The sequence below is a fragment of the Peristeroidobacter soli genome (assembly GCF_004138485.1).
Classification (GTDB): Bacteria; Pseudomonadota; Gammaproteobacteria; order Steroidobacterales; family Steroidobacteraceae; genus Steroidobacter; species Steroidobacter soli.
This window is the reverse complement of sequence record NZ_RYEV01000010.1, coordinates 39,444-58,612: the sequence shown is the minus strand read 5'-3', so window position 1 is coordinate 58,612 and position 19,169 is coordinate 39,444. Positions and strand designations below refer to the sequence as shown.

The following is a 19,169-nucleotide window of genomic DNA, read 5'->3' as shown; positions in this document are numbered from 1 at the left end:
CGCGTTATGAGATGACGCGGCGGCCTTTGTCTTGAAGGGCGGTAGGGTTTTAGCCGAGCGCCTTTTCCAATTCCGGCACGATCGTGAACAGATCGCCCACCAGGCCAATGTCAGCCACTTCGAAGATCGGTGCTTCAGCGTCCTTGTTGATCGCGACGATGGTGCGCGCATCCTTGATGCCGGTCAGGTGCTGAATCGCACCTGAGATGCCGATCGCGACGTACAGCTCCGGCGCGATGATCTTGCCGGTCTGGCCGACCTGCAGATCGTTGGCAGCGTAGCCCGCGTCCACGGCCGCACGAGAGGCACCGACACCCGCGCCCATCTTGTCGGCCAGGCCGAAGATGATCTTGAAGTTGTCCGCGCTGCCGAGCGCACGACCACCCGACACGACGCGCGACGCCGTCTGCAGATCCGGACGACCGGTTGCGGCCGCCGAGCGGGACACGAAGCGAGTGTGGGAGGGCAGGGATGCAGAAACATTCGCAGCTTCGACACCAGCGCTGCCGCCTTGCGGGGCCGCCTGGAACGATGCCGTACGAACGGTGGCGACGAGCTTCTTATCCTGCGGCGCCTCGACGCTGATGATCGCGTTGCCGGCGTACACTGGACGACGGAATTTGTAGGCGCCTTCGACCGCCGCGATGTCGCTCAACTGACCGACGCCGAGCAGCGCAGCCACGCGAGGCATCAGGTCCTTGCCGAACGTGGTCGACGGACCGAACACGTGCGTGTAGTTCGCAGCGACCGCGGCGACCTGCGGGGCGAGCACGGCGGCGAGCGGCTCGGCGTTCGCTGCGTTGTTCACCGTCAGCACGGTCTTCACGCCCTGGATCTTCGCAGCTTCAGCGGCGACAGCAGCGCCGTCGGTTGCGAACACCGCGATATCGATCTGCGCGCCATCGATCTTGCTGGCGCACGCGACGCACTTGGCGGTGGAGGGATTGAGCTTGCCGCCGGCATGTTCGGCGACGATGAGAATCTTGGCCATCAGACGAGCCCCTTCTGCTTCAGGGCCGCGACGAGCTCGGCCACATCTTTCACCATGATGCCTTTGGAACGCGCCGCGGGCGGCTCGTACTTGGTGGTCTTGAACTGCGGCGCCGTGTCGACACCGAGCGAAGCAATCGCGACCGTGTCGAGCGGCTTCTTCTTCGCCTTCATGATGTCCGGCAGCTTCACGTAACGCGGCTCGTTCAAGCGCAGGTCGGTGGTGAACACCGCCGGCAGATCGACTTCGATGGTCTCCAGACCCGCGTCCACTTCACGCGTGACCTTGGCCTTGCCGCCGTCGAGCTCGACTTTGGAGGCGAAGGTCGCCTGCGGACGATCCCACAGCGCGGCCAGCATCTGGCCGGTCTGATTGTTGTCGTCGTCGATGCCCTGCTTGCCGAGCAACACGATCTGCGGATTCTCTTTCTCGATGAGCTTCAGGAACACCTTGGCGGCGGCGAGGGGTTCGATGGCGGTATCGGTCTGCACGAGAATGGCACGATCGGCGCCCATGGCGAGGCCGGTGCGCAGCTGCTGCTGGGTATCGGCGGGGCCGATGCTGACGACGACCACTTCGGTCGCGCCACCTTTCTCTTTGATTCGAAGCGCTTCTTCGAGCGCGATCTCATCGAAAGGATTGATGCTCATTTTGACGCCGTCGGTCACGACACCCGTGCCGTCGGGTTTGACGCGGACGCGGACGTTGTAGTCCACCACGCGCTTCAGGCCCACCAGAATCTTGCTCAACTTAGGCTCCGATAACTACCGCAAAACGTAAGGGCTGCAGGCCGCCGCAGCGGGCGGGCAAGCTACTGTAACGTAGCGCGTGAGTCAATCGACAACGTGTCGCGTACTGCCATGTTCCGCAGGGGAAAAGCGGCCAAATCGGCCGCGCGTTGCCAGAACTGGAATGCGCTCACCGCCGGCCCCGGCCGCCAACCGGCTAAACTGCCGGCCATCAACGAGAACGACTGCTCCCGCCATGCCCGATGCCCTTGCTCCCCGTCTGAAATTCGGCGTGATCGCCCCGGCCACGAACACCATCGTACAGCCGGAGTTCGACGCCATGCGACCGCGCGGTGTGACCAACCAGATGGCCCGCGTTGTCATTCCCGACTCGCCGGTCGGGACCGAAAGCGAATTCGCGGCCATGATGGGGCAGGTCCGAAGCAACATCGAAGGCGCCATGGACGCCGTCATGGCGTGTTCGCCTTCGGCCGTCATTTCCGGGCTGAACGCCGAGACCTTCTGGGAGGGCGTGATGGATGCCAATGCCGTCCAGGCTCATCTGGAGGCGCGGGCCGGGGTGAAGGTGATCCTGGGCGTGCAGGCCTGTCAGGCTGCGATCCAGCGCTATGGTGGGATCCGACGGATCAGCGTGATCACGCCATACATGCCCTCGGGCGATGCCCAGGTGCGCCGTTCATTTACTGACAGTGGCTTCGAGGTCGTGAACCTGCTCGGCCTGAAGAGCAACAGCCCGCTGCTGATGGCCCACGAGTCGCCCGAGCGTCTGCGCCGGGCCGTTCGCGAGGTCGATGACAGCAGCGTCGAGCTGATCCTGCAGGTGGGGACGAACCTGGCGTTCGCGGCCATCGCGGCCGAAGCCGAGCGCTGGCTCGGCAAGCCGGTGCTGGCGGTGAACACCTGCACCTACTGGCATGCGCTCAGAAGCACGGGGATCGAGGACAAGATCGAGGGCTTCGGCTCGTTGCTGACCGAGCATTGAGCGCAGCTGTCCTGGCCGCCGGGCCTTGAACCTGTGCGCACTTCGGGCGCATGGATTCTGTTATCTTCGCAGGCCTGTTCCACAGTCCATTGACTCCAGCCATGCGTACCATCCGCCCCAGTGCCGGCCTCGCCAACGTGAAATACGAAATTCGCGGCGACCTGGCACGTCGCGCCCATGAAATGGAGCGGCGGGGCTACGACATCATTCCGCTGAACATCGGCAATCCCGGCGTGTTCGGGTTCCGCACGCCCGAAACCATGCGCCTGGCGATGATCGAGAATCTGAAGGCCAGCGAAGCCTACAGCCATCAGAAGGGCATCTTTCCGGCCCGCGAAGCCGTGGTCATGCAGCAGCAGAGCCGCGGCGTGCGTGGCGTGAGCGCCGATGAAGTGTTCATGGGCAACGGCGTCAGCGAACTGATCGATCTGGTACTGCGAGCATTGTTGTCGACCGACGACGAAGTGCTGGTGCCGATGCCGAATTATCCGCTGTGGACGGCGGCAGTGAATCTGAATCGCGGCCGCGCCGTGCACTATCCGTGTCACGCGGCGAATGGCTTCGAGCCCAAGCCCGAGGAGATCGAGGCGCTGATTACCAGTCGCACCCGGGCGATCGTCGTGATCAATCCAAACAATCCGACCGGCGCGGTGTACTCACGCGAGACGCTGGAAGCGATCGCGCGCATCGCCGAGCGCCATCATCTGGTTGTGTTCTCCGATGAGATCTATGACCAGATCGTCTATGACGACGCGAAGTTCGTGCCGATGGCGACGCTCGTGCAGAACACGCTGTGCGCGACCATGTCGGGCCTGTCCAAGGTGTATCGTGCGTGCGGCTATCGCGTCGGCTGGGTATCGTTCTCCGGCGATGTCGAATCGGCCCGCGAATATATGAGCGCGCTGGACAAGCTGTCGTCGCTGCGTTTGTGCAGCAACGTGCCCGGCCAGTGGGCCGTGCAGACCGCGCTCGGCGGCTATCAGAGCATTCAGGAGCTGACCCGCCCGGGCGGCCGTTTGTATGAATCGCGTCAGGCCATTCTCGATGGCGTCGCGAAGAGCAAATATCTGCAGGTGCATGCGCCACGCGGCGCCATCTATGCCTTCATCGGCATCAAGGACGGCGTGCTGCCGGCCTTCGACGATCAGCGTTTCGCCATGGACCTGCTCGAGCACAAACACGTGCTGCTCGCGCCAGGCACCAGCTTCAACACCCCCTACAAGACGCACTTCCGCATCACCAATCTGCCGCGGCCCGAGGTCCTGGCCGACGTGTTCCGCCGTATGGAGGAACTGTTGGACAGTTACGCCGATGGGGCCGAGCCTGTGTCACGCGCGGCGCCGGATCTGAAGGTCGTCCGCACGTCTTCATGAGTTAAGGGGCATTGCGGCTCCATTCTCTTCTCGACCAGAACGTCACGGTCCTCACCGCGAGCCGTAGGCTCGCGCACGCCTTGCGTCTGGGCTATGCCCAGCATGCACAGAGCCTGGGCCAATCCGTCTGGCGCACGCCGCGCATCCTGCCGTGGTCGACCTGGCTCGCTCAGCAATGGCTCGAAGCCCGAGCCAGCGGTGCGCACGCCCATCACGCGCGTTTGCTGACGAATGCTCAGGCGCGAATCCTCTGGGACACGCTGGTCAATGACAGCGAGTGGGGCGAGGGCCTGCTCAATCCCTCCAACGCCGCCCGACTCGCCGCGCGCAGCTGGCGACGCATGCAGGAATATCTGATCCCGCTCGCAGCGCTGAACAATAGCGACAGCGCCGAGGGTCGCGCCTTGCACGCGTGGTGCACCGACTTCCTTCGCCGCTGCGAGAGGCTGCAGGCGATCGATGAAACACGTCTGGCGCACTGGGCGCATGACGCGAACTTTGTCCCCGAGGAAACATTGGCGCTCGCGGGCTTCGATAGTCTGCCCCCCTCGGTTGCACGACTCATCGATCGTTGGCGCGGGTTGGGCAAGATCGCGGAGGTCGAAGCCGAAGAGCAGCCCATGCGCTCGGTCGTGGTCGTTACCGCTCGCGATGCTGATGATGAATTGGAACTGGCCGCGCGATGGGCTCGGGCGCAGATCGCCACGGGCAAGAGCACGGTGGGCGTCGTCGTTGCCGACCTGCAGTCGCGTCGCGCGGAAGTGCAGCGTGTCTTCGAAGATGTATTCGCACCGGGGCAGCGAAACATTCAGGCGGAGTCGGCGAAGATTCCGGTCGTGATCGCGGCGCCCACGCCGCTCGCGTCCTATCCGGTCGTCGATGCAGCGATGCTGGTGTTGCAGTTCGCCTTGCACGATCGCCCGGCGACGCATGCAGGCCGCTTGTTACGTTCTCCCTTCATCGCTGGCAACGAAGCAGAGAGAGATCGTCGTGCCATGGCGGACTTTCGTCTGCGCGAGGATCAGCGCGATCGATGGGATTGGTTTGAGCTCGAGCGATGGGCCGCAGCGACCCAGTGCGATCAACTGGCGCTCGCGGCGCGCACGATCGGTGAGCTGATTCGCGGCAATACGTCATCGGCCGGCGCGAGCGTCTGGGCCGAACGTTTCCATGCCTGGCTGCGTGCGGTGAGCTGGCCGGGCGAGCGCTCGCTCAGCAGCGTCGAACATCAAACCGTTCTCAAGTTTCACACGGCGCTCGCCGAGTTCGGCACGCTCGATGCCGTGACACCACCACTCTCAGCGGCCGCGGCTTTGTCTCGACTGCAGGAACTATTGAGAGATACGCCGTTCGAGCCGGAGACGCAGGCCACCTCGATCACCGTCATCGATCCTGCGACGGTTGCGGGCATGACGTTCGATGCGACCTGGGTCATGGGCCTCGATGCCGCGCGCCTGCCCGAGCCGGTCAATCCCGATCCTTTGTTGCCGGTCGCGTTACAGCGCGCGGCGAAGATTCCTGAAGCGACGGCAGAAGGCGTCATGCAGCTGTCGCAAGCGAGGCTCGCGCGGTGGACGAGCAGCGCGGCTCACGTGGTGCTGAGCTGGCCGCGACAGGAGGGCGAAGCTGAGTTGCAGCCGAGTCCGATGCTCTCGGCGTGGCCGACGGTCAAAGGCAGCGATATCGCCATCGCCTCAGTGCGTCCGTTACGACGAACGTTATTCGATCAACGTCCACTGCTCGAACAGATGCGTGATGAAGTCGCCCCTCGACTCACTGTGAAATCGGCGCGAGGCGGCGCGATGACGCTCGAGCTGCAATCGCGCTGTCCGTTCCGGGCCCAGGCGCAGATTCGCCTGGGCGCCGAGCAGCTGCCGACGGTAAGCATCGGCGTCGAGCCCATCGATCGCGGCATCATCCTGCATCGGGTGCTCGAAGAGATCTGGGGCTCGCTGCGAAGTCACGCGGGCCTCATGGCCATCGCTGAGGAAACATTGGCGGAGCGCGTGCGCGCGAGCGCCGAGCGACACACGATGCAGGCGTTGCAGCCGACCATTCGCTATCGCCAGCGTCTCGCCGCTCTGGAAGCGAGCAACGTCGCGAAGCAGGTTCTGCAGTTGCTCGACGTGGAGAAGCAGCGGCCATCGTTCGCGCTGCAACTCACCGAGAAGTCGGAGCCCTACGCAATTGGCGGCCTGTCGATCACGCTGCAGCCGGACCGCATCGATGAGCTCGGCAACGGCGGCTATCTGTTGATCGATTACAAACTCGGCGACTCGCATTCACCCCGGCAATGGCTGGACACGAAGCCGGGCCGTCCGCTGCGGCCGCAATTGCCGTTATATGGATTGGCGCACGCCGAGTCGCTGCGTGGCCTCGCATACGTCGTGCTAGCGGCGGGCGCGGTGGAGTATCGCGGATGGAGTGACGGTGCGTTCATCGGCGAGGGTGTTTCGGCCTATCCAGGGCACGTGCGCTTGCGGCCCGATCATCCGCCCGATTGGCCATCGCTGGTGGATCACTGGCGCAAGACACTCACGCACCTGGCGGAGAGCTTCGTCGAGGGGCAGGCGGTGGTCGATCCATTGACGCCACAGGAGTGCACGTACTGTCACTTGAGCGCATTCTGCCGCGTCAGCGAGCAGTCACAGGAAGACGAGACGGAGCTTCACGATGAGTAGCGACGCTGCCGCCCGCAAGCGCGCGCTCGATCCGACGCGCTCATTCATCGTCCAGGCGCCGGCCGGCTCCGGTAAAACCGAGCTGCTCACTCAGCGCTATCTGCGATTGCTCGCGACGGTCGAGCATCCGGAACAAATCCTCGCGATCACGTTCACGCGCAAAGCCGCGGCGGAAATGCGCAATCGCATCTTGCTGTCCATCGAAGCGGCTGGCGCCCCGGCCCCGGAATCGCCGCACAAGCTCACGACGTGGGAGCTGGCTCGCGCGGTGCGTGCCGCCGACGTCGAGCGCAATTGGAAACTCGCCGAGCATCCCTCGCGCCTGCGTATTCAAACGATCGACGCGCTCAACTCGACGCTCGCGCGTCGCTTGCCGATTCTCGCCGGCACGGGCTCCGCGCTGGAGCCGGCCAGCGACCCGTGGCCCTTGTATGAAACCGCCGCGCGCCGCCTGATCGAGCGACTGGGCGAGGGCTCAACGGTCGCCGAGCACTTGGAATCGCTCATCGTGCATCTGGGCAATCGCACCGATCTGCTCGCGGATCTGCTGTGCGAGCTGCTCGCCAAGCGCGATCAGTGGTTGCATCAGATCGTCAGCGCAGGCGCTCACGACAACTTGCGCACGGTGCTCGAACAAACGTTGCAGAACGTGATCCAGCGCCATCTCACGACGCTGTGCGCACTGCTCAACGACGTTCGCCGTCGCGAGTATTGGGATCTGGCGGTATTTGCCGCGTCCAATCTGCGCGATGCCGCCGGCGTCAACGAAGAGAAACGACTGCTGCTGAACGCATGCTCGAATGCTCAGGCGTGTCCGAACGCGCAGAGCGACACCATCGATGCCTGGCTCGCGCTGGCGAGTGTGTTCCTGAAGCGCGATGGCTCGCCGTATCAGACCGTCACGAAGAAGAGCGGCTTTCCGACCACGCATCCCCGCGAGAAGGAGCGGATGCTCTCGGTGCTGGCCGAGCTTGCCGACGATGAGACGCTGATTGCGCACCTCGACGCGCTTCGCGGTCTGCCGCGGCCGACGTACTCGATGGATCAGTGGGCGATTCTCGAAGCGTTGCTCGCGGTGCTGCCAGTCGCGGTCGCCGAGTTGCAGATCGTGTTTCAGTCGCAAGGACAGGCGGACTACATCGAAGCCGCCTTGCGAGCGCTGCAGGCGTTGGGATCGAGCGAGGAGCCTACCGATCTTGCGCTCGCGTTCGACTATCGCCTGCAACATCTGCTGGTCGATGAGTTTCAGGACACCTCGTTCGGACAGCTCGATCTGCTCGAACGGTTGACGGCGGGCTGGACGCAAGGCGATGGGCGCACGCTGTTCTGCGTGGGCGACCCGATGCAATCGATCTATCGCTTCCGCCAGGCCGAGGTCGGTTTGTTCCTGCAGTTGCAGCGGCACGGCCTGCGCAATGTGCCGCTCGAACCGTTGCAGCTCACCTCGAACTTCCGCTCCACGCGCCCCATCATCGAATGGGTGAATCGCGTGTTCCCGGGCGTGCTGTCGCCCACCGACAATGCGGAGCAGGGCGCAGTTCGTTACAGCCCGAGCGTCGCGGCGCTGTCGAGCACGCGCGGCGGCGTGAAGGTGCATCCGTCGTTCGAGAAGGATGAGTTGGCTGAGGCGCGCCAGGTCGTGAAGCTGGTGCGCAAGAGTCTCGCCGAAGATCCGGAGACGACCGTCGCTGTGCTGGTCACGGCGCGTACGCACGTCGGCATGATTGCAAGTCAGCTGCATGCGGCGTCGATCGATTTCCAGGCCATCGAAATCGAGGCGCTGTTGGATCGACCCGTCGTGCAGGATTTGACTGCGCTCACGCGCGCGCTGTTGCATCTTGCGGATCGCACCTCCTGGCTCGCGGTGCTGCGCGCGCCATGGAGTGGGCTCACGCTGAACGACTTGCACGCGATCGTGAACAACAATCGCAACTCGACGGTTAGCGAGCTGCTGACTCGGGCGCTGGAGTCGAGCGAGGCGCTCAGCGCGGATGGCCGAGAGCGCGTGGCTCGCGTGCACTCGATTCTGCAGACTGCCGAAGCTCAGCGTGGCCGCTTGTCACTGCGTGACTGGGTCGAGCGAACGTGGAATGCGCTGGGCGGCCCGGCGACGCTGCATCGGCCGCAGGATCTCGATGATGCCGACGCGTATCTGTCGCGACTCGATCAGATCGAAATCGCCGGCGATCTCGATGACGTCGCGCGCCTGGAAGAACAGCTGGATCGCTTGTTCGCCCGGCCGAGACCCGAGAACCGCGCGCGCGTGGAAGTGATGACCATCCACAAGTCGAAGGGTTTGGAATACGACGTGGTCATCCTGCCGGCGCTGGATCGACTGTTGCGCGGTGAGAGCCGCGAGCTGATGCGCTGGACGCGAATTCCAGGAAACGACGGCGGCATCGTCTTCGCACCGATCAAAGCCGCCGGCACCGACTCCGATCCCATGTACCGCTGGATCGAGATGCTGGAACGTGAGCGTAGCGCCCGAGAGCGCGGCCGATTGCTGTATGTGGCGGCGACTCGCGCCAAACGAGTCTTGCACCTGCTCGGCCGGGTCCGCGTGAAAGAAACAGAGGAGGGCGCGTCCATCCGCGAGCCCTTGAATGGCTCGATGCTTCGTCTGCTCTGGCCCGAGGTGAAGTCACACTTCGAATCGACGGTGCAAACCAAGCCTCAACAGGATTTGTTCGCAGCCGCTTCCGGTCCTGCTCTACGCGTGCGCCGCCTGCCGCCGCAATGGCAACCGCCTGCGCCGGATGCGCCGGTGACTGCCAAGGCCGTGAATGTCAGCGATGTGGAACCGCGACTCGAATTCGATTGGGCCTCGCAAACCGCTCGTCACATCGGCACGCTCGTACACCGTGAGCTGGACCGGCTGGTCCGCGCCGGTGTCGACCATACGATTCCCTCGCCGAACCGCGCTCGGTTGTGTGCCGAGCTGGCCGAGCTCGGCGTGCCCCCCGATCGATGCGAGGCGGCCGCCGAACGCGTCGTCGCCGCGATGGCTCAGACGCTCGCCGACGATCGCGGTCGCTGGCTGCTTGGCTTGTCATCTCAGTTGATCGACGCGGAGTCCGAGCTGGCCTTGACCGGTGTATTTCAAGGCGAACTCGTCTCCGGTGTGATCGACCGTACGTTCGTCGACGAACACGGCGTGCGCTGGATCGTCGACTTCAAGACCGGCACGCACGAGGGCGGCGGCCTGGAGCAGTTTCTCGCCGATGAAGTGCGGCGATATCGCGAACAGCTGCAGCGCTATGCACGGCTGATGGGACTGTTTCGTCCCGGTCAGCAGGTGCGCGCCGCGCTGTACTTCCCGCTGATGAAGCAGTGGCGGGAAGTGCAGCTGAGCTAATTCGCTCTAAGAGCGACTCCCTTCAGTTCCTCGACCGTCCCCCACGGACACAGACCGGTGCCTCCAAGGTCGACGGGCTGTCCCGCTGCAAAAGCAACCAACAGCTGTGCGTACATGCTCTTGCCCGCGCCCGTCTCATCATCGAGGAGCAACAGGAAGTGCCAGCTCGGGTTCGGAGGCGATCCCGTGCAGCTGCCTCGGTCGACGGGCGGAGTGGCAAGCTGGATGAACACCATGTTTCCCAGATTCTTGTTGATCTGCATGCGTTGAATGATCGCATTCACGGCGGAGGCCTCGCTATGAGCGGGCGCCGCGTGGCCGACCAATAACAAGATTGAAACGGCTAACGAACGAAACAATTTCATGTGTTCTTCTTCCCTGGTTGCCAACGTTATAACTAATGTTGAGCCGGCTTAGTTTTGCGGCGAGTTCGTGGTCATGTCAATCGCCGTAGGAACAAATTCAGGGATTCACCGAGCACTGCTTCGCTGAGAACGGTCCCGATGAAGCTGCCGTTTCGTCGTTTCATCGAATCCCTGATTTCGCACACGTTCAACATGATCGCCGTTGACAGATATCCTTTGGCGCTGCGATTGTATGTTCAACAACAATGACGAACGCAGGCAACCCGCCTGTCGATAGGGAAGATCAGCGATGAAGACATGGAGGTGGCTCACCGGCGCGGCATCGGCCGAACAGATTCTCAGGTCGCTCACTCCCGCGGTCCATGATCACTGGATGGCCTACTTCTCCAAACGAAACCCGAATGAGAAGCGCCGTGATGATCTTCCGGGACGAGATCAGTGTGACTTCGAAGCTAAGGACGGTGAGCTCAGGAGTTCCGCTCGGCTGAGCACGCCAACGCGAGCGGTTGGAGTGTCAATGAAGACGGGCCGGGTCTGGTTGATGTTCCCGCTCTGGAAATTGATCAACTGTTCGGAGAGCTGGACATGAAGGGAATGTGTTCGCTAGTACTGGTTCTGCTGGCAATGTCGGCCATGGCGACTGCGGCTGCCGATTGCAGCACCTGGGCTTGCCGCGACGTAAAAATAAAGGCTTCGTACGGCACCAGTGACGGCGACACGTGTGTCGAAGCTCATGGCAACATGGCGTTGCTTGGCTGCACTTTGGCGTCGAATACATACATTACGCTGAGGCGCTCGTCGCTTAACTACGAAGAAATGTACGCCATTCTGCTCGCCCGTCAGATGTCAGATCGCACAGTTGGCATACGGATCATCGACCAGTCAGTGGGCTGCAACGTTTCCTGCATCTACGCGCCCAGCTGAGCAATAGCTGCAGCGACTAATGCGAATCATCCCGCACTCACAGCGACGGGCACATCGACACCTCCGCGTACTGTATTGAAATTCAACCATGCCAATAGGGCTGTCTGGCGGACGCTCGTACGCGAGTCACGGTGGACATCAGCCGTTGAGAAAATAATGAGCCAATATCTCTTTAAAGTCGCTGACATGGTCGCCAGCAGAATGTGTTGGGTGGCTGCGTTGCTTCTGGCACTGAGCCTTGCCCAATCCGCGCTGGCGCAAAGTCCGATCCCGCTCGATCAAGCGAGGAATCAAGTCGAGCGGTCCAACGAGTTACTTGGTGCCACCGAGCAGATCGATTACCACAATGGCAACCTGGCCTTTGTGCATCGTGAGCTGCAACTGTCGGGCAATGGTGGACTGAGCATCGAGATCAATCGCGTCTATGGGCGCGTGCGCGGCACGCAGAGCTCCATGGGAGCGGGGTGGACCCTGTATGTTGCTCCGGTGGTGATCGCTACGGAGCAACCCAGTACGGATTCATTGTGTGCCGGTACAGCCTGGGTGGCAACCTCGCGCAAGTATCAATTGTTCCATATCAATGGCACGAAGGAACCCTTGTGGCACGGTGCCGCCGGAGAGGTGCGCAGCTCATCGAACTGGCGCATGACCTGTCCAGGCGGTCTGCCGACCCTGGTGTCGCCGGCGGGCTTGAAGTTTGAAATGGGATCCAGAAAGGTTGTCGGGCCACTCGGCAACAAGGTCGCCGAGTGGCAGGCCACCCGCGTGGTCGATCTCAACGGCAACACTCTCACCATTCAATATTCGGATACGCAGGGTTCCTCGGCAGCGTCACCACCACCCTATGTTCCAACACGGATCGATGCCAGCGATGGGCGCTCGGTCGTGCTTACTTACACGCCGAAGGCGTTCGGTAGCGACACCGTCGCGAGACTGACTCAAATCGAGAGCGCCGGCATCATCTACCAGTACGAGTATGACGCGGCAGGTGACATGTGGCCGCTGAACAAAGCCATTCGCCCCGACGCCACTTACTGGAGCTACCAGTATTTCACCACTTACTTCACAGTGCAGGGCGATGGCTGGAAGCGACTGAGGGCCGTACGTCTGCCCTCCGGCGGCGAAGTGGTCTACAACTATGAGGCAAGTCCGGAGGTGGGCTTATGGTCTCCGCCGGAGAGTTGCCACGTCACGCCCATGCCCAGCACCACCGAGCCCCGGCTGCTGACGCGTACGACGGCAGATGGAATTTGGCAATTTGCCTATGTGCTGGGACTCGCGGAAGGTGAGTATGATGTCACCACGATCACCACTCCGGCAGGCGTTGAGGAGTATCGCCATATCGGCCTGGGGTACTTCGTTCCTGTCGAATTCAGAGACGTTCCGCTTTCTTCGTCCTTGGGAGATGCGCTGTGCGGGCCGCCAACGATCACGTATACGAGAGGCGGCGCATGGCGGTTGGGGCTGCTGATCGAGCGAAAGATCGGTACCAACTACACTGAAACGAACGAATGGACGTCGGTCGCCACGACGTTGAAGTGGCAGTACACATTCGCCAGGGTGCCGCTGGTGGCGGCACGCTCGGGCAGCACCTTCGACTATTCCGTGCAGATTCCCGTGCTGGCGCGCAAGGTGGTCACAGTGAACGGCGCAGCCCACACGACGGAGTTCTCGAACTACGATGGCTACGGAAATCCGGGCACGGTGGCGGAATCCGGACCGAACGGCGGTGCTCGTACCACGGCCCTGACCTACTACATTGACACGACCAAGTGGATCGTCAGTCGACTCAAGGATGAAACACGCACGAGCACCAGTACTACGCGTTCATTCGACGCCAACGGGCGCCTCACTTCGCGCACCTCGGACGGCGTTTCGACGAGCTATACCTACGACACCGAAGGAAACATCAGCACCACTACTTTTCCGCGCGGGTTGGTGCATACATTCTCCAGCTATAAGCGTGGAATCCCCCGCACCGAGATCCAGCCGGAGGGAGTAAACCTCGCGCGAGTGGTCAGCGACGCAGGCCAGATCACGTCATTGACAGACGGCGAGGGTAGAGTGACCTCCTACGCTTTTGACGGATTAGGCCGGGTGACCTCGATTACCCGACCCATTGGCAATGCCACGACGATTGTCTACACCCAGAATTCGAAGACTTCCACCCGCGGCAGCTTGGTTGAGACTACGACGTATGATGCATACGGCAGGCCCACGCGGGTTGAGCTCGGAGGCGTCGCTACACTCTCCGAGTACGACGCCCTCGGTCGCAAGACATTCGAGTCGAATCCCGGGGCTACAATCGGCACGCGGTACGAATACGACATTGTTGATCGGCTGACGAAGATTACTAACGCGGATAACAGTTACAAGGTGTTTTCATATGGCGCGGGCAGTGCAACCGTAACGGATGAGCGCAGCAAGGTAACCACTTATCATTTTCGGGCATATGGGGATCCGGATCGTAAAGTGCTCATGAGTGTGGTCGCCGCGGACGCTGCCGCGAACGTCACGCTAACGCGCAATAGCGTCGATCTCGTGACGGCGGCATCTCAGGCAGGCGTTGCTCGCTCGTTTGGGTATGACAGCCGCTACTACATGACCTCGGAGACTCACCCTGAAGCGGCGACGACCTATGAACGTGACGCGGCCGGGAACATGACGGCCAGAATCGTCGGTGGAGTGCGCACTGACTTTGGTTACGATGGCCAGAATCGACTCAACAGCGTCACCTATTCCGATGGCACGCCGGCAGTGTCGCAGACCTATTACAAGACCGGTCGGCTCAATACTGTAACTTCATCTGTCGCGACCCGCGTTATGGGCTACGACGCGAACGACAATCTGACCAGCGAATCGTTGACGGTCGACGGCAATGTGCTCGGAGTGGTGTATGCATACAACGCTAGAGACCAGCTGTCTGCGATCACGTATCCGGTCTCCACTCGAACGGTCAGCTATGCTCCCGATGTGCTGGGTCGTCCGACTCAGGTCTCAGGGTACGTCAATACGGTCAGTTACTGGCCGTCCGGCATGATCAAGCAGGTCGACTACGCCAATGGCATCGTCACCAACTATGATCAGAACTCCAGGCTGTGGACGGGCGGCTTTCATTCGCGTCGAGCCGGCACGTACTACATCAGCAGCACGTACGCCTATGACGGCGTCGGCAACCTGACCGGTGTCAGCGACGCTGTCGATGCGACGATGGACCGCGTTCTCGGCTATGACAATCTGAATCGCCTGACCAGCGCAACGGGCCCGTGGGGTACTGGAACATTGGGCTACGACGGCGCGGGCAATATCACTAGTCAAAGCCTCGGGTCTTTCGATCTTTCCTACGCTTACAACGCTCAGAACCGGCTCAGTGGCGTCTCAGGTAGTCGTGTATCTTCGTATTCGTATGATGCGTACGGCAACATTGCGGCCAGTGCCGGTACGACCTACACCTACGATGGCGCGCCCAACTTGCGCTGTATCAACTGCGCGACAGCCAATAAGATCGAATATGGCTACGACGGATTGGCCAAGCGGGTGAAGCGGGCCAAATCAGGTACCACGACCTATGAGTTCTATGCGGCCAACGGCGATTTGCTGATCGAGTACACACCGACGCAATCCAACAAACTGGTCGAGTACATCTATCTGGGAGGCAAACGAATCGCACAGCGCGTGTCCGATCAGCTGCCGGCCACCGCGATTACGCCGACGAGGTCGTCAGTTGCGATCCAGGCCAATCAAATGGTCACTCTGACCGTCAACGTGGGTGGCACATCGCCAGCGGGTACGGTGACTTTTAGCGAGGGTGGCAATTTGCTCGGCACGGTCTATGTGGTCAACGGCCAGGCAAGCATCGATGTGCAGGGCCTGGCGTTGGGCACTCATACCATTACCGCGACCTATTCGGGGGACGCCGGCAACTCGGGCAATACCGTGGTGTTCCAGATCAAGGTTGTCAATCTCGCCTGGTTGCCCGCCGTGTTGGATCTGCTGTTGTCCAACTAACCGTGGGAATGAAGCATATGATCAAGGAAAAAAATCCCCTTATGCGGTTACTGAGAAGATTCGGCGCGGCAGTCGTAGCGCTGATCGCGCTCTGCGCTCTCACTCCGTCATATGCCGGTGAGACGACCACGTTCTTTCACAACGACGCGGCCGGAAGCCCGGCGCTCGCGACCGACGTAAACGGCAATCCGGTGTGGAAGGAAACATATCGCCCCTACGGCGATCGCATCGTTCAGTCGTCGGCCTCTGCCAACAACTCGCTGTGGTTTGCAGGCAAGTCCTATGACGCGAGCACGGGTCTCAGCTACATGGGGGCGCGCTACTACGATCCGACGCTGGGGCGTTTCCTGGGAATCGACCCGGCACAGCTCGACCCCGACAACCTGCACAGCCTGAACCGGTACGCGTACGCCAACAACAATCCCTACAAGTTCGTTGACCCGGATGGGCATAGTCCGCTGGATGTCGCGTTCCTGGTGTACGACGTGGGCAAACTCGGTGTGGCGCTCTACACCGGCGTCGGTGTGCAAGGGGCCCTCATCGATGTGGGGGCGAGTGTTATTGGTGTGGCGAGTCCGATCCCAGGTACGGGACAGGTAATTAAAGCGGCGCGGGCTGCAGACAAGACGGTCGATGCTGCAAGGGCCCTGAGTCAAGTCTCTCATGTTGTGCAAGAAGCGGAGAACGGCGCGCAGATCACCCGTGTGGCGGGCGACAAGCTACTTTATCGGCGTGGTCCGCATGACAGCCGCAGGACGTTGGAAAAGCAGGCGCAAGATGCCAAAGCGAACGCTGATGTCAACATTCATGGCGTTTCTGTCAGCACCAACCCGAAAGGCAAGCGCCCGGACCAGGTGGTACGCTGTGCAAAATGTAGCGACGTGGAGAACGCCGGCTTCAGCGTGACGAAGACGGGCAAAGATCCGGATCACTATACCGTGGAGCTTCCGGAGCCCGTGACGGAGGACGTTGCCAGAATGTGGAATGATCTCTTCAAGTGATTCGAGAGTGGTCATGAGTCAACTGCTTCAGGACCAAGTCAGCGCTTACGTGCGAGTCCTGGCATTCGATTTTTACGACGGGCCGGAGAGCGGCCTGGCGATGACGGAATCCGGGCGCGCGGTCAGATTTGTGTCGCTGGGAGACTCGCGTTCGAGGCTCAATCGTGCGTTCCTGTTGGAGACGTTGGGGCACGAGTGGTTGTCGAAAGTTCGCGCGCTGCCCGAGTATGCTGCCGGGTTTCCATCGGCTTGCGTGCTGCTTCCGAGTGAAGATAGCGAAGCACTGAGAAATTTGGAGCGGGAGGTATTTGCCTCGGCTGCGACTGGCTGCTATGTCGCAGTAGCGGCGGCGTATCTCAGTCCGATTTACGTCGCGCCCGTGACGGCAGATGAACTCGCTGCGCTACGTCAGCTCGATGGCTCGCCGAAGGCGTTTCCGGCGGTGCATCGGTTGGTCAAGGCATACCGTGTGAAATATAGTTCGCCGTAGCCGCCGATGGACGTGGCGACGGTGCCGCTCCCTGGCATCGCGAAAGTCGATGGCGAGCTCACATCTGATCCGGCACGAGATATCGTTGGAGTTGCCCCCGTCAGACCGGACAGGCTGCGGATTGATGATAACCGCGGATGAACTCACGAGGTGACTTCATCCGCAGTCCCCGATGGGGATGGTTCTCGTTGTAATCTTCGAACCATCCCGCGATTTGCGATAGCACTGACTTCGCGGTCGTAGTCTCGCTCACGCGAACGTAGTCACGCTTGAACGTTTTCACGAACGCCTCGGCCATTCCATTCGACTGCGGGCTACGTGGCGGCGTGAAGCACGGCACCAGGCCCAACAGTGTGGCGAACTCGATGGTTTCGTGCGCTCGGTAGCAGCTGCCATTGTCCGATAGCCATTGGACCGGATGAGGCGTCGCTGTCGCCTTGAAGCGCCGCTCCACGCTTTGGAGCATCAGATCTCGGATCATCTGGCCACTGATGGCGCTAGTGCCGGCGCACCAGCTGATCACCTCGCGATCGCAGGTGTCCAGGCAGAACGCCACGTGCACGGCCTGATCCGAACAAGGGATCTGGAAGCCATCGGAGGTCCACCGGGCATTCGGATGGATCGTGCGAATGATGCCTTCATGAGCACGATCTGGTGGCCGCCCCGTATATCGCTGAAGTAGCAGTCCGTGCCGTGACATCAGCCGATAGACCCGCTTGTGATTGACCTTGCCGACTCCGGCTTTTCTACGTGCCCGATTCAGCAATGCCGTGATGCGCCGATAGCCGTAAGTCGGTCGCTCGTCGACCAAGGCTCGCACCTCAACCAGCAGGTCCTCATCCTCGGGCTTGCGGTAGCTCGAGCGTGACTTGCCAGGCTCCTTCAGGCGCTGGCTAAGCTGCGATCGAGACACGCCCAAGACCTGAGCAACGCGCCTCACGGCGTATCGTCCTCGGGTAACGACGGCAGCCGCGAGATGAGTTTTTTTTCGTGGGCGATCTTCACCGCCTCACGCAAAATCTCGTTCTCCAAGGTCTTCTTGCCCAGTACTCGCTGCAGCTCGCGGATCTGCTTCTGTAGGGCCAACACCTCGGCCTTGGCGACGACTTCATCGTCGGCGCGCACCGCCTCCTTGCCACCCTCGCTCATCCGCCGCCTCCAGTTGAAGATCAGACTGGGAGCAATACCATGACGGCGGGCCACATAGGAAATCGACATGCCCGGCTGCGCTGCTTCCTGCAACACGGCCATCTTCTGATCGACCGAATACCGACGGCGGCGTTGAACGCCGCTCAACACTTCAACACGATCACTACCGTAAGACATAGGCGTATGACTAGGCTTAAGCCTAGCTCCTAAGTTACGCAACTATGTCCGGTCGAAATGGGGGCTGCTCCAATCGTCGACTACCCGGACGAAACCCTGGAGCCGAGCGCGTCGAAGCTCGAGCCTGCGAAGGTTGCCGGCGGCAAATGGAGCTAGCCGCTTGAGCCAAGCTCAGAGCGTGCCTTCAGTATTGAACTCGCGGCGCCCTTCCGCATCCGGAGGCCCCAAGAACTCCAGCGCCTGCACCAGATTGCGAGGTGCATCGGGGCGGGCGGCGATGCGTGCGGAGACGGCGTAGCTGCGATCGGGCTTCAGTTGAATCGTACCGTTGACTTGCAGCGGACCATCGCCGGCATCTGAGATCGCACCCTTCAACGCCTCGGCGCTGGACGCGGCGGGATCGAACAGGATTCGGTAGCTGCCGGCCTTCGCGGGCTTGCGAGCGGGGCCGTTCAAATCGAGCACTTCCAGAGTGCCATCCACCTGGGTCGGCCAGCCGTTGTCCAAGGTGAGTTGAGCGAAGCGCGCATTGAGGGTGCCGGCCCAGCCGCCGGGAAGCGCGCTCGGTGGCAAGGCGCTCAAGGGCAGCGAGGCCGCGAGCGATTTCAAACTGAGGGTGCCGGTCGGTCCCACGCTGAGCTGGGTCTGCGCGAAGCCATCGATGCGTGTCACCTTCACGTCCGCATTCGCGTGCAGCGTGAGCAAGGGCAGGGCATGCAGCTTCCATTCGACACTGCCGATGTTGGCGCCCTGGACCTGTAACACCTGCGCGCGACCGTTCCAGATCGTGCCGGACACGCCGCCGGCTTGAACGCCCGAGGAGCCCAGCCAGCCCATCACGATGCTGGCGGGAAACGTGACCACGGCGAACAGGATGAATGCGCCCACGCCGAGCACAACCAACGGCCAGAGTCGCTTCATAGA

The 19,169-nt window shown here is 61.7% G+C and carries 13 protein-coding genes; 8 read left to right on the top strand and 5 right to left on the bottom strand.

Translation table 11 applies throughout. The annotated features are described in order from the left end of the window. Positions 1 to 49: 49 nt before the first annotated feature. Entirely contained in the window at positions 50 to 991 is a 942-nt protein-coding gene (locus tag EKO19_RS34925; RefSeq protein ID WP_129782060.1) for an electron transfer flavoprotein subunit alpha/FixB family protein, read from the bottom strand. Then, the gene (locus tag EKO19_RS34920; RefSeq protein WP_246039021.1) at positions 991 to 1,740 is read right to left on the bottom strand and encodes an electron transfer flavoprotein subunit beta/FixA family protein; all 750 of its coding nucleotides are present in this window, start codon (positions 1,738 to 1,740) and stop codon (positions 991 to 993) included. The genes EKO19_RS34925 and EKO19_RS34920 overlap by 1 nt, the downstream gene beginning before the upstream one ends. A gap of 163 nt (positions 1,741 to 1,903) precedes the next feature. Between EKO19_RS34920 and EKO19_RS34915 the strand changes: the two genes are divergently transcribed. From EKO19_RS34915 to EKO19_RS34900, 4 genes are all read left to right on the top strand, one after another. After that, positions 1,904 to 2,722 (top strand): maleate cis-trans isomerase family protein, encoded by an 819-nt coding sequence (locus EKO19_RS34915; RefSeq protein ID WP_217705799.1) that lies wholly within the window; start codon positions 1,904 to 1,906, stop codon positions 2,720 to 2,722. Between the two features lie 101 nt (positions 2,723 to 2,823). Beyond that, positions 2,824 to 4,095, top strand: a complete 1,272-nt coding sequence (locus EKO19_RS34910; protein WP_129782059.1) for an aminotransferase class I/II-fold pyridoxal phosphate-dependent enzyme — start codon at positions 2,824 to 2,826, stop codon at positions 4,093 to 4,095. Positions 4,096 to 4,106: 11 nt separating this feature from the next. Next, positions 4,107 to 6,776 carry a PD-(D/E)XK nuclease family protein gene (locus tag EKO19_RS34905; RefSeq protein ID WP_129782058.1) on the top strand — a complete coding sequence of 890 codons (2,670 nt, stop codon included), beginning with the start codon at positions 4,107 to 4,109 and terminating at the stop codon, positions 6,774 to 6,776. Next, on the top strand, positions 6,769 to 10,131 hold the full coding sequence (locus tag EKO19_RS34900; protein ID WP_129782057.1) for a UvrD-helicase domain-containing protein: 3,363 nt from the start codon (positions 6,769 to 6,771) through the stop codon (positions 10,129 to 10,131). The genes EKO19_RS34905 and EKO19_RS34900 overlap by 8 nt, the downstream gene beginning before the upstream one ends. Here the strand turns inward: EKO19_RS34900 and EKO19_RS34895 are convergent. Then, positions 10,128 to 10,496: a hypothetical protein gene (locus EKO19_RS34895; protein ID WP_129782056.1), complete on the bottom strand. Its 369-nt coding sequence runs from the start codon at positions 10,494 to 10,496 to the stop codon at positions 10,128 to 10,130. The genes EKO19_RS34900 and EKO19_RS34895 overlap by 4 nt on opposite strands. A gap of 585 nt (positions 10,497 to 11,081) precedes the next feature. On the opposite strand from EKO19_RS34895, the gene EKO19_RS34890 reads away from it, so the two are divergent. The 4 genes from EKO19_RS34890 to EKO19_RS34875 all read left to right on the top strand — a co-directional run bounded on the left by EKO19_RS34890 (position 11,082) and on the right by EKO19_RS34875 (position 16,919). Next, positions 11,082 to 11,420 carry a hypothetical protein gene (locus EKO19_RS34890; protein ID WP_129782055.1) on the top strand — a complete coding sequence of 113 codons (339 nt, stop codon included), beginning with the start codon at positions 11,082 to 11,084 and terminating at the stop codon, positions 11,418 to 11,420. Positions 11,421 to 11,576: 156 nt separating this feature from the next. Then, positions 11,577 to 15,428, top strand: a complete 3,852-nt coding sequence (locus EKO19_RS34885) for an Ig-like domain repeat protein (RefSeq protein WP_129782054.1) — start codon at positions 11,577 to 11,579, stop codon at positions 15,426 to 15,428. A 17-nt stretch (positions 15,429 to 15,445) separates the two neighbouring features. Continuing rightward, positions 15,446 to 16,429, top strand: a complete 984-nt coding sequence (locus EKO19_RS34880) for an RHS repeat domain-containing protein (RefSeq protein ID WP_217705798.1) — start codon at positions 15,446 to 15,448, stop codon at positions 16,427 to 16,429. Positions 16,430 to 16,442: 13 nt separating this feature from the next. Beyond that, a complete protein-coding gene (locus tag EKO19_RS34875; RefSeq protein ID WP_129782053.1) occupies positions 16,443 to 16,919 on the top strand; it encodes a hypothetical protein in 477 nt (158 codons plus the stop codon). Between the two features lie 100 nt (positions 16,920 to 17,019). On the opposite strand, the gene EKO19_RS34870 is transcribed toward EKO19_RS34875, so the two are convergent. Both EKO19_RS34870 and EKO19_RS34865 read right to left on the bottom strand, forming a co-directional pair. Then, positions 17,020 to 18,245, bottom strand: a protein-coding gene (locus EKO19_RS34870) for an IS3 family transposase (protein ID WP_246039020.1) whose coding sequence is annotated in 2 segments (ribosomal slippage) — positions 17,020 to 17,909 and positions 17,909 to 18,245 — 1,227 coding nt in all. Because the reading frame shifts where the segments join, the coding sequence is not laid out codon by codon here. Between the two features lie 171 nt (positions 18,246 to 18,416). Beyond that, a complete protein-coding gene (locus tag EKO19_RS34865; RefSeq protein WP_129782051.1) occupies positions 18,417 to 19,166 on the bottom strand; it encodes a type II secretion system protein N in 750 nt (249 codons plus the stop codon). Positions 19,167 to 19,169 lie beyond the last annotated feature (3 nt).

Excerpts from the sequence above, each read along its gene's own strand:
- EKO19_RS34925 (WP_129782060.1), bottom strand. The coding sequence starts at position 991 with ATGGCCAAGATTCTCATCGTCGCCGAACATGCCGGCGGCAAGCTCAAT.
- EKO19_RS34915 (WP_217705799.1), top strand. The coding sequence starts at position 1,904 with ATGCGCTCACCGCCGGCCCCGGCCGCCAACCGGCTAAACTGCCGGCCA.
- EKO19_RS34910 (WP_129782059.1), top strand. The coding sequence starts at position 2,824 with ATGCGTACCATCCGCCCCAGTGCCGGCCTCGCCAACGTGAAATACGAA.
- EKO19_RS34900 (WP_129782057.1), top strand. The coding sequence starts at position 6,769 with ATGAGTAGCGACGCTGCCGCCCGCAAGCGCGCGCTCGATCCGACGCGC.
- EKO19_RS34895 (WP_129782056.1), bottom strand. The coding sequence starts at position 10,496 with ATGAAATTGTTTCGTTCGTTAGCCGTTTCAATCTTGTTATTGGTCGGC.
- EKO19_RS34890 (WP_129782055.1), top strand. The coding sequence starts at position 11,082 with ATGAAGGGAATGTGTTCGCTAGTACTGGTTCTGCTGGCAATGTCGGCC.
- EKO19_RS34885 (WP_129782054.1), top strand. The coding sequence starts at position 11,577 with ATGAGCCAATATCTCTTTAAAGTCGCTGACATGGTCGCCAGCAGAATG.
- EKO19_RS34880 (WP_217705798.1), top strand. The coding sequence starts at position 15,446 with ATGATCAAGGAAAAAAATCCCCTTATGCGGTTACTGAGAAGATTCGGC.
- EKO19_RS34875 (WP_129782053.1), top strand. The coding sequence starts at position 16,443 with ATGAGTCAACTGCTTCAGGACCAAGTCAGCGCTTACGTGCGAGTCCTG.
- EKO19_RS34865 (WP_129782051.1), bottom strand. The coding sequence starts at position 19,166 with ATGAAGCGACTCTGGCCGTTGGTTGTGCTCGGCGTGGGCGCATTCATC.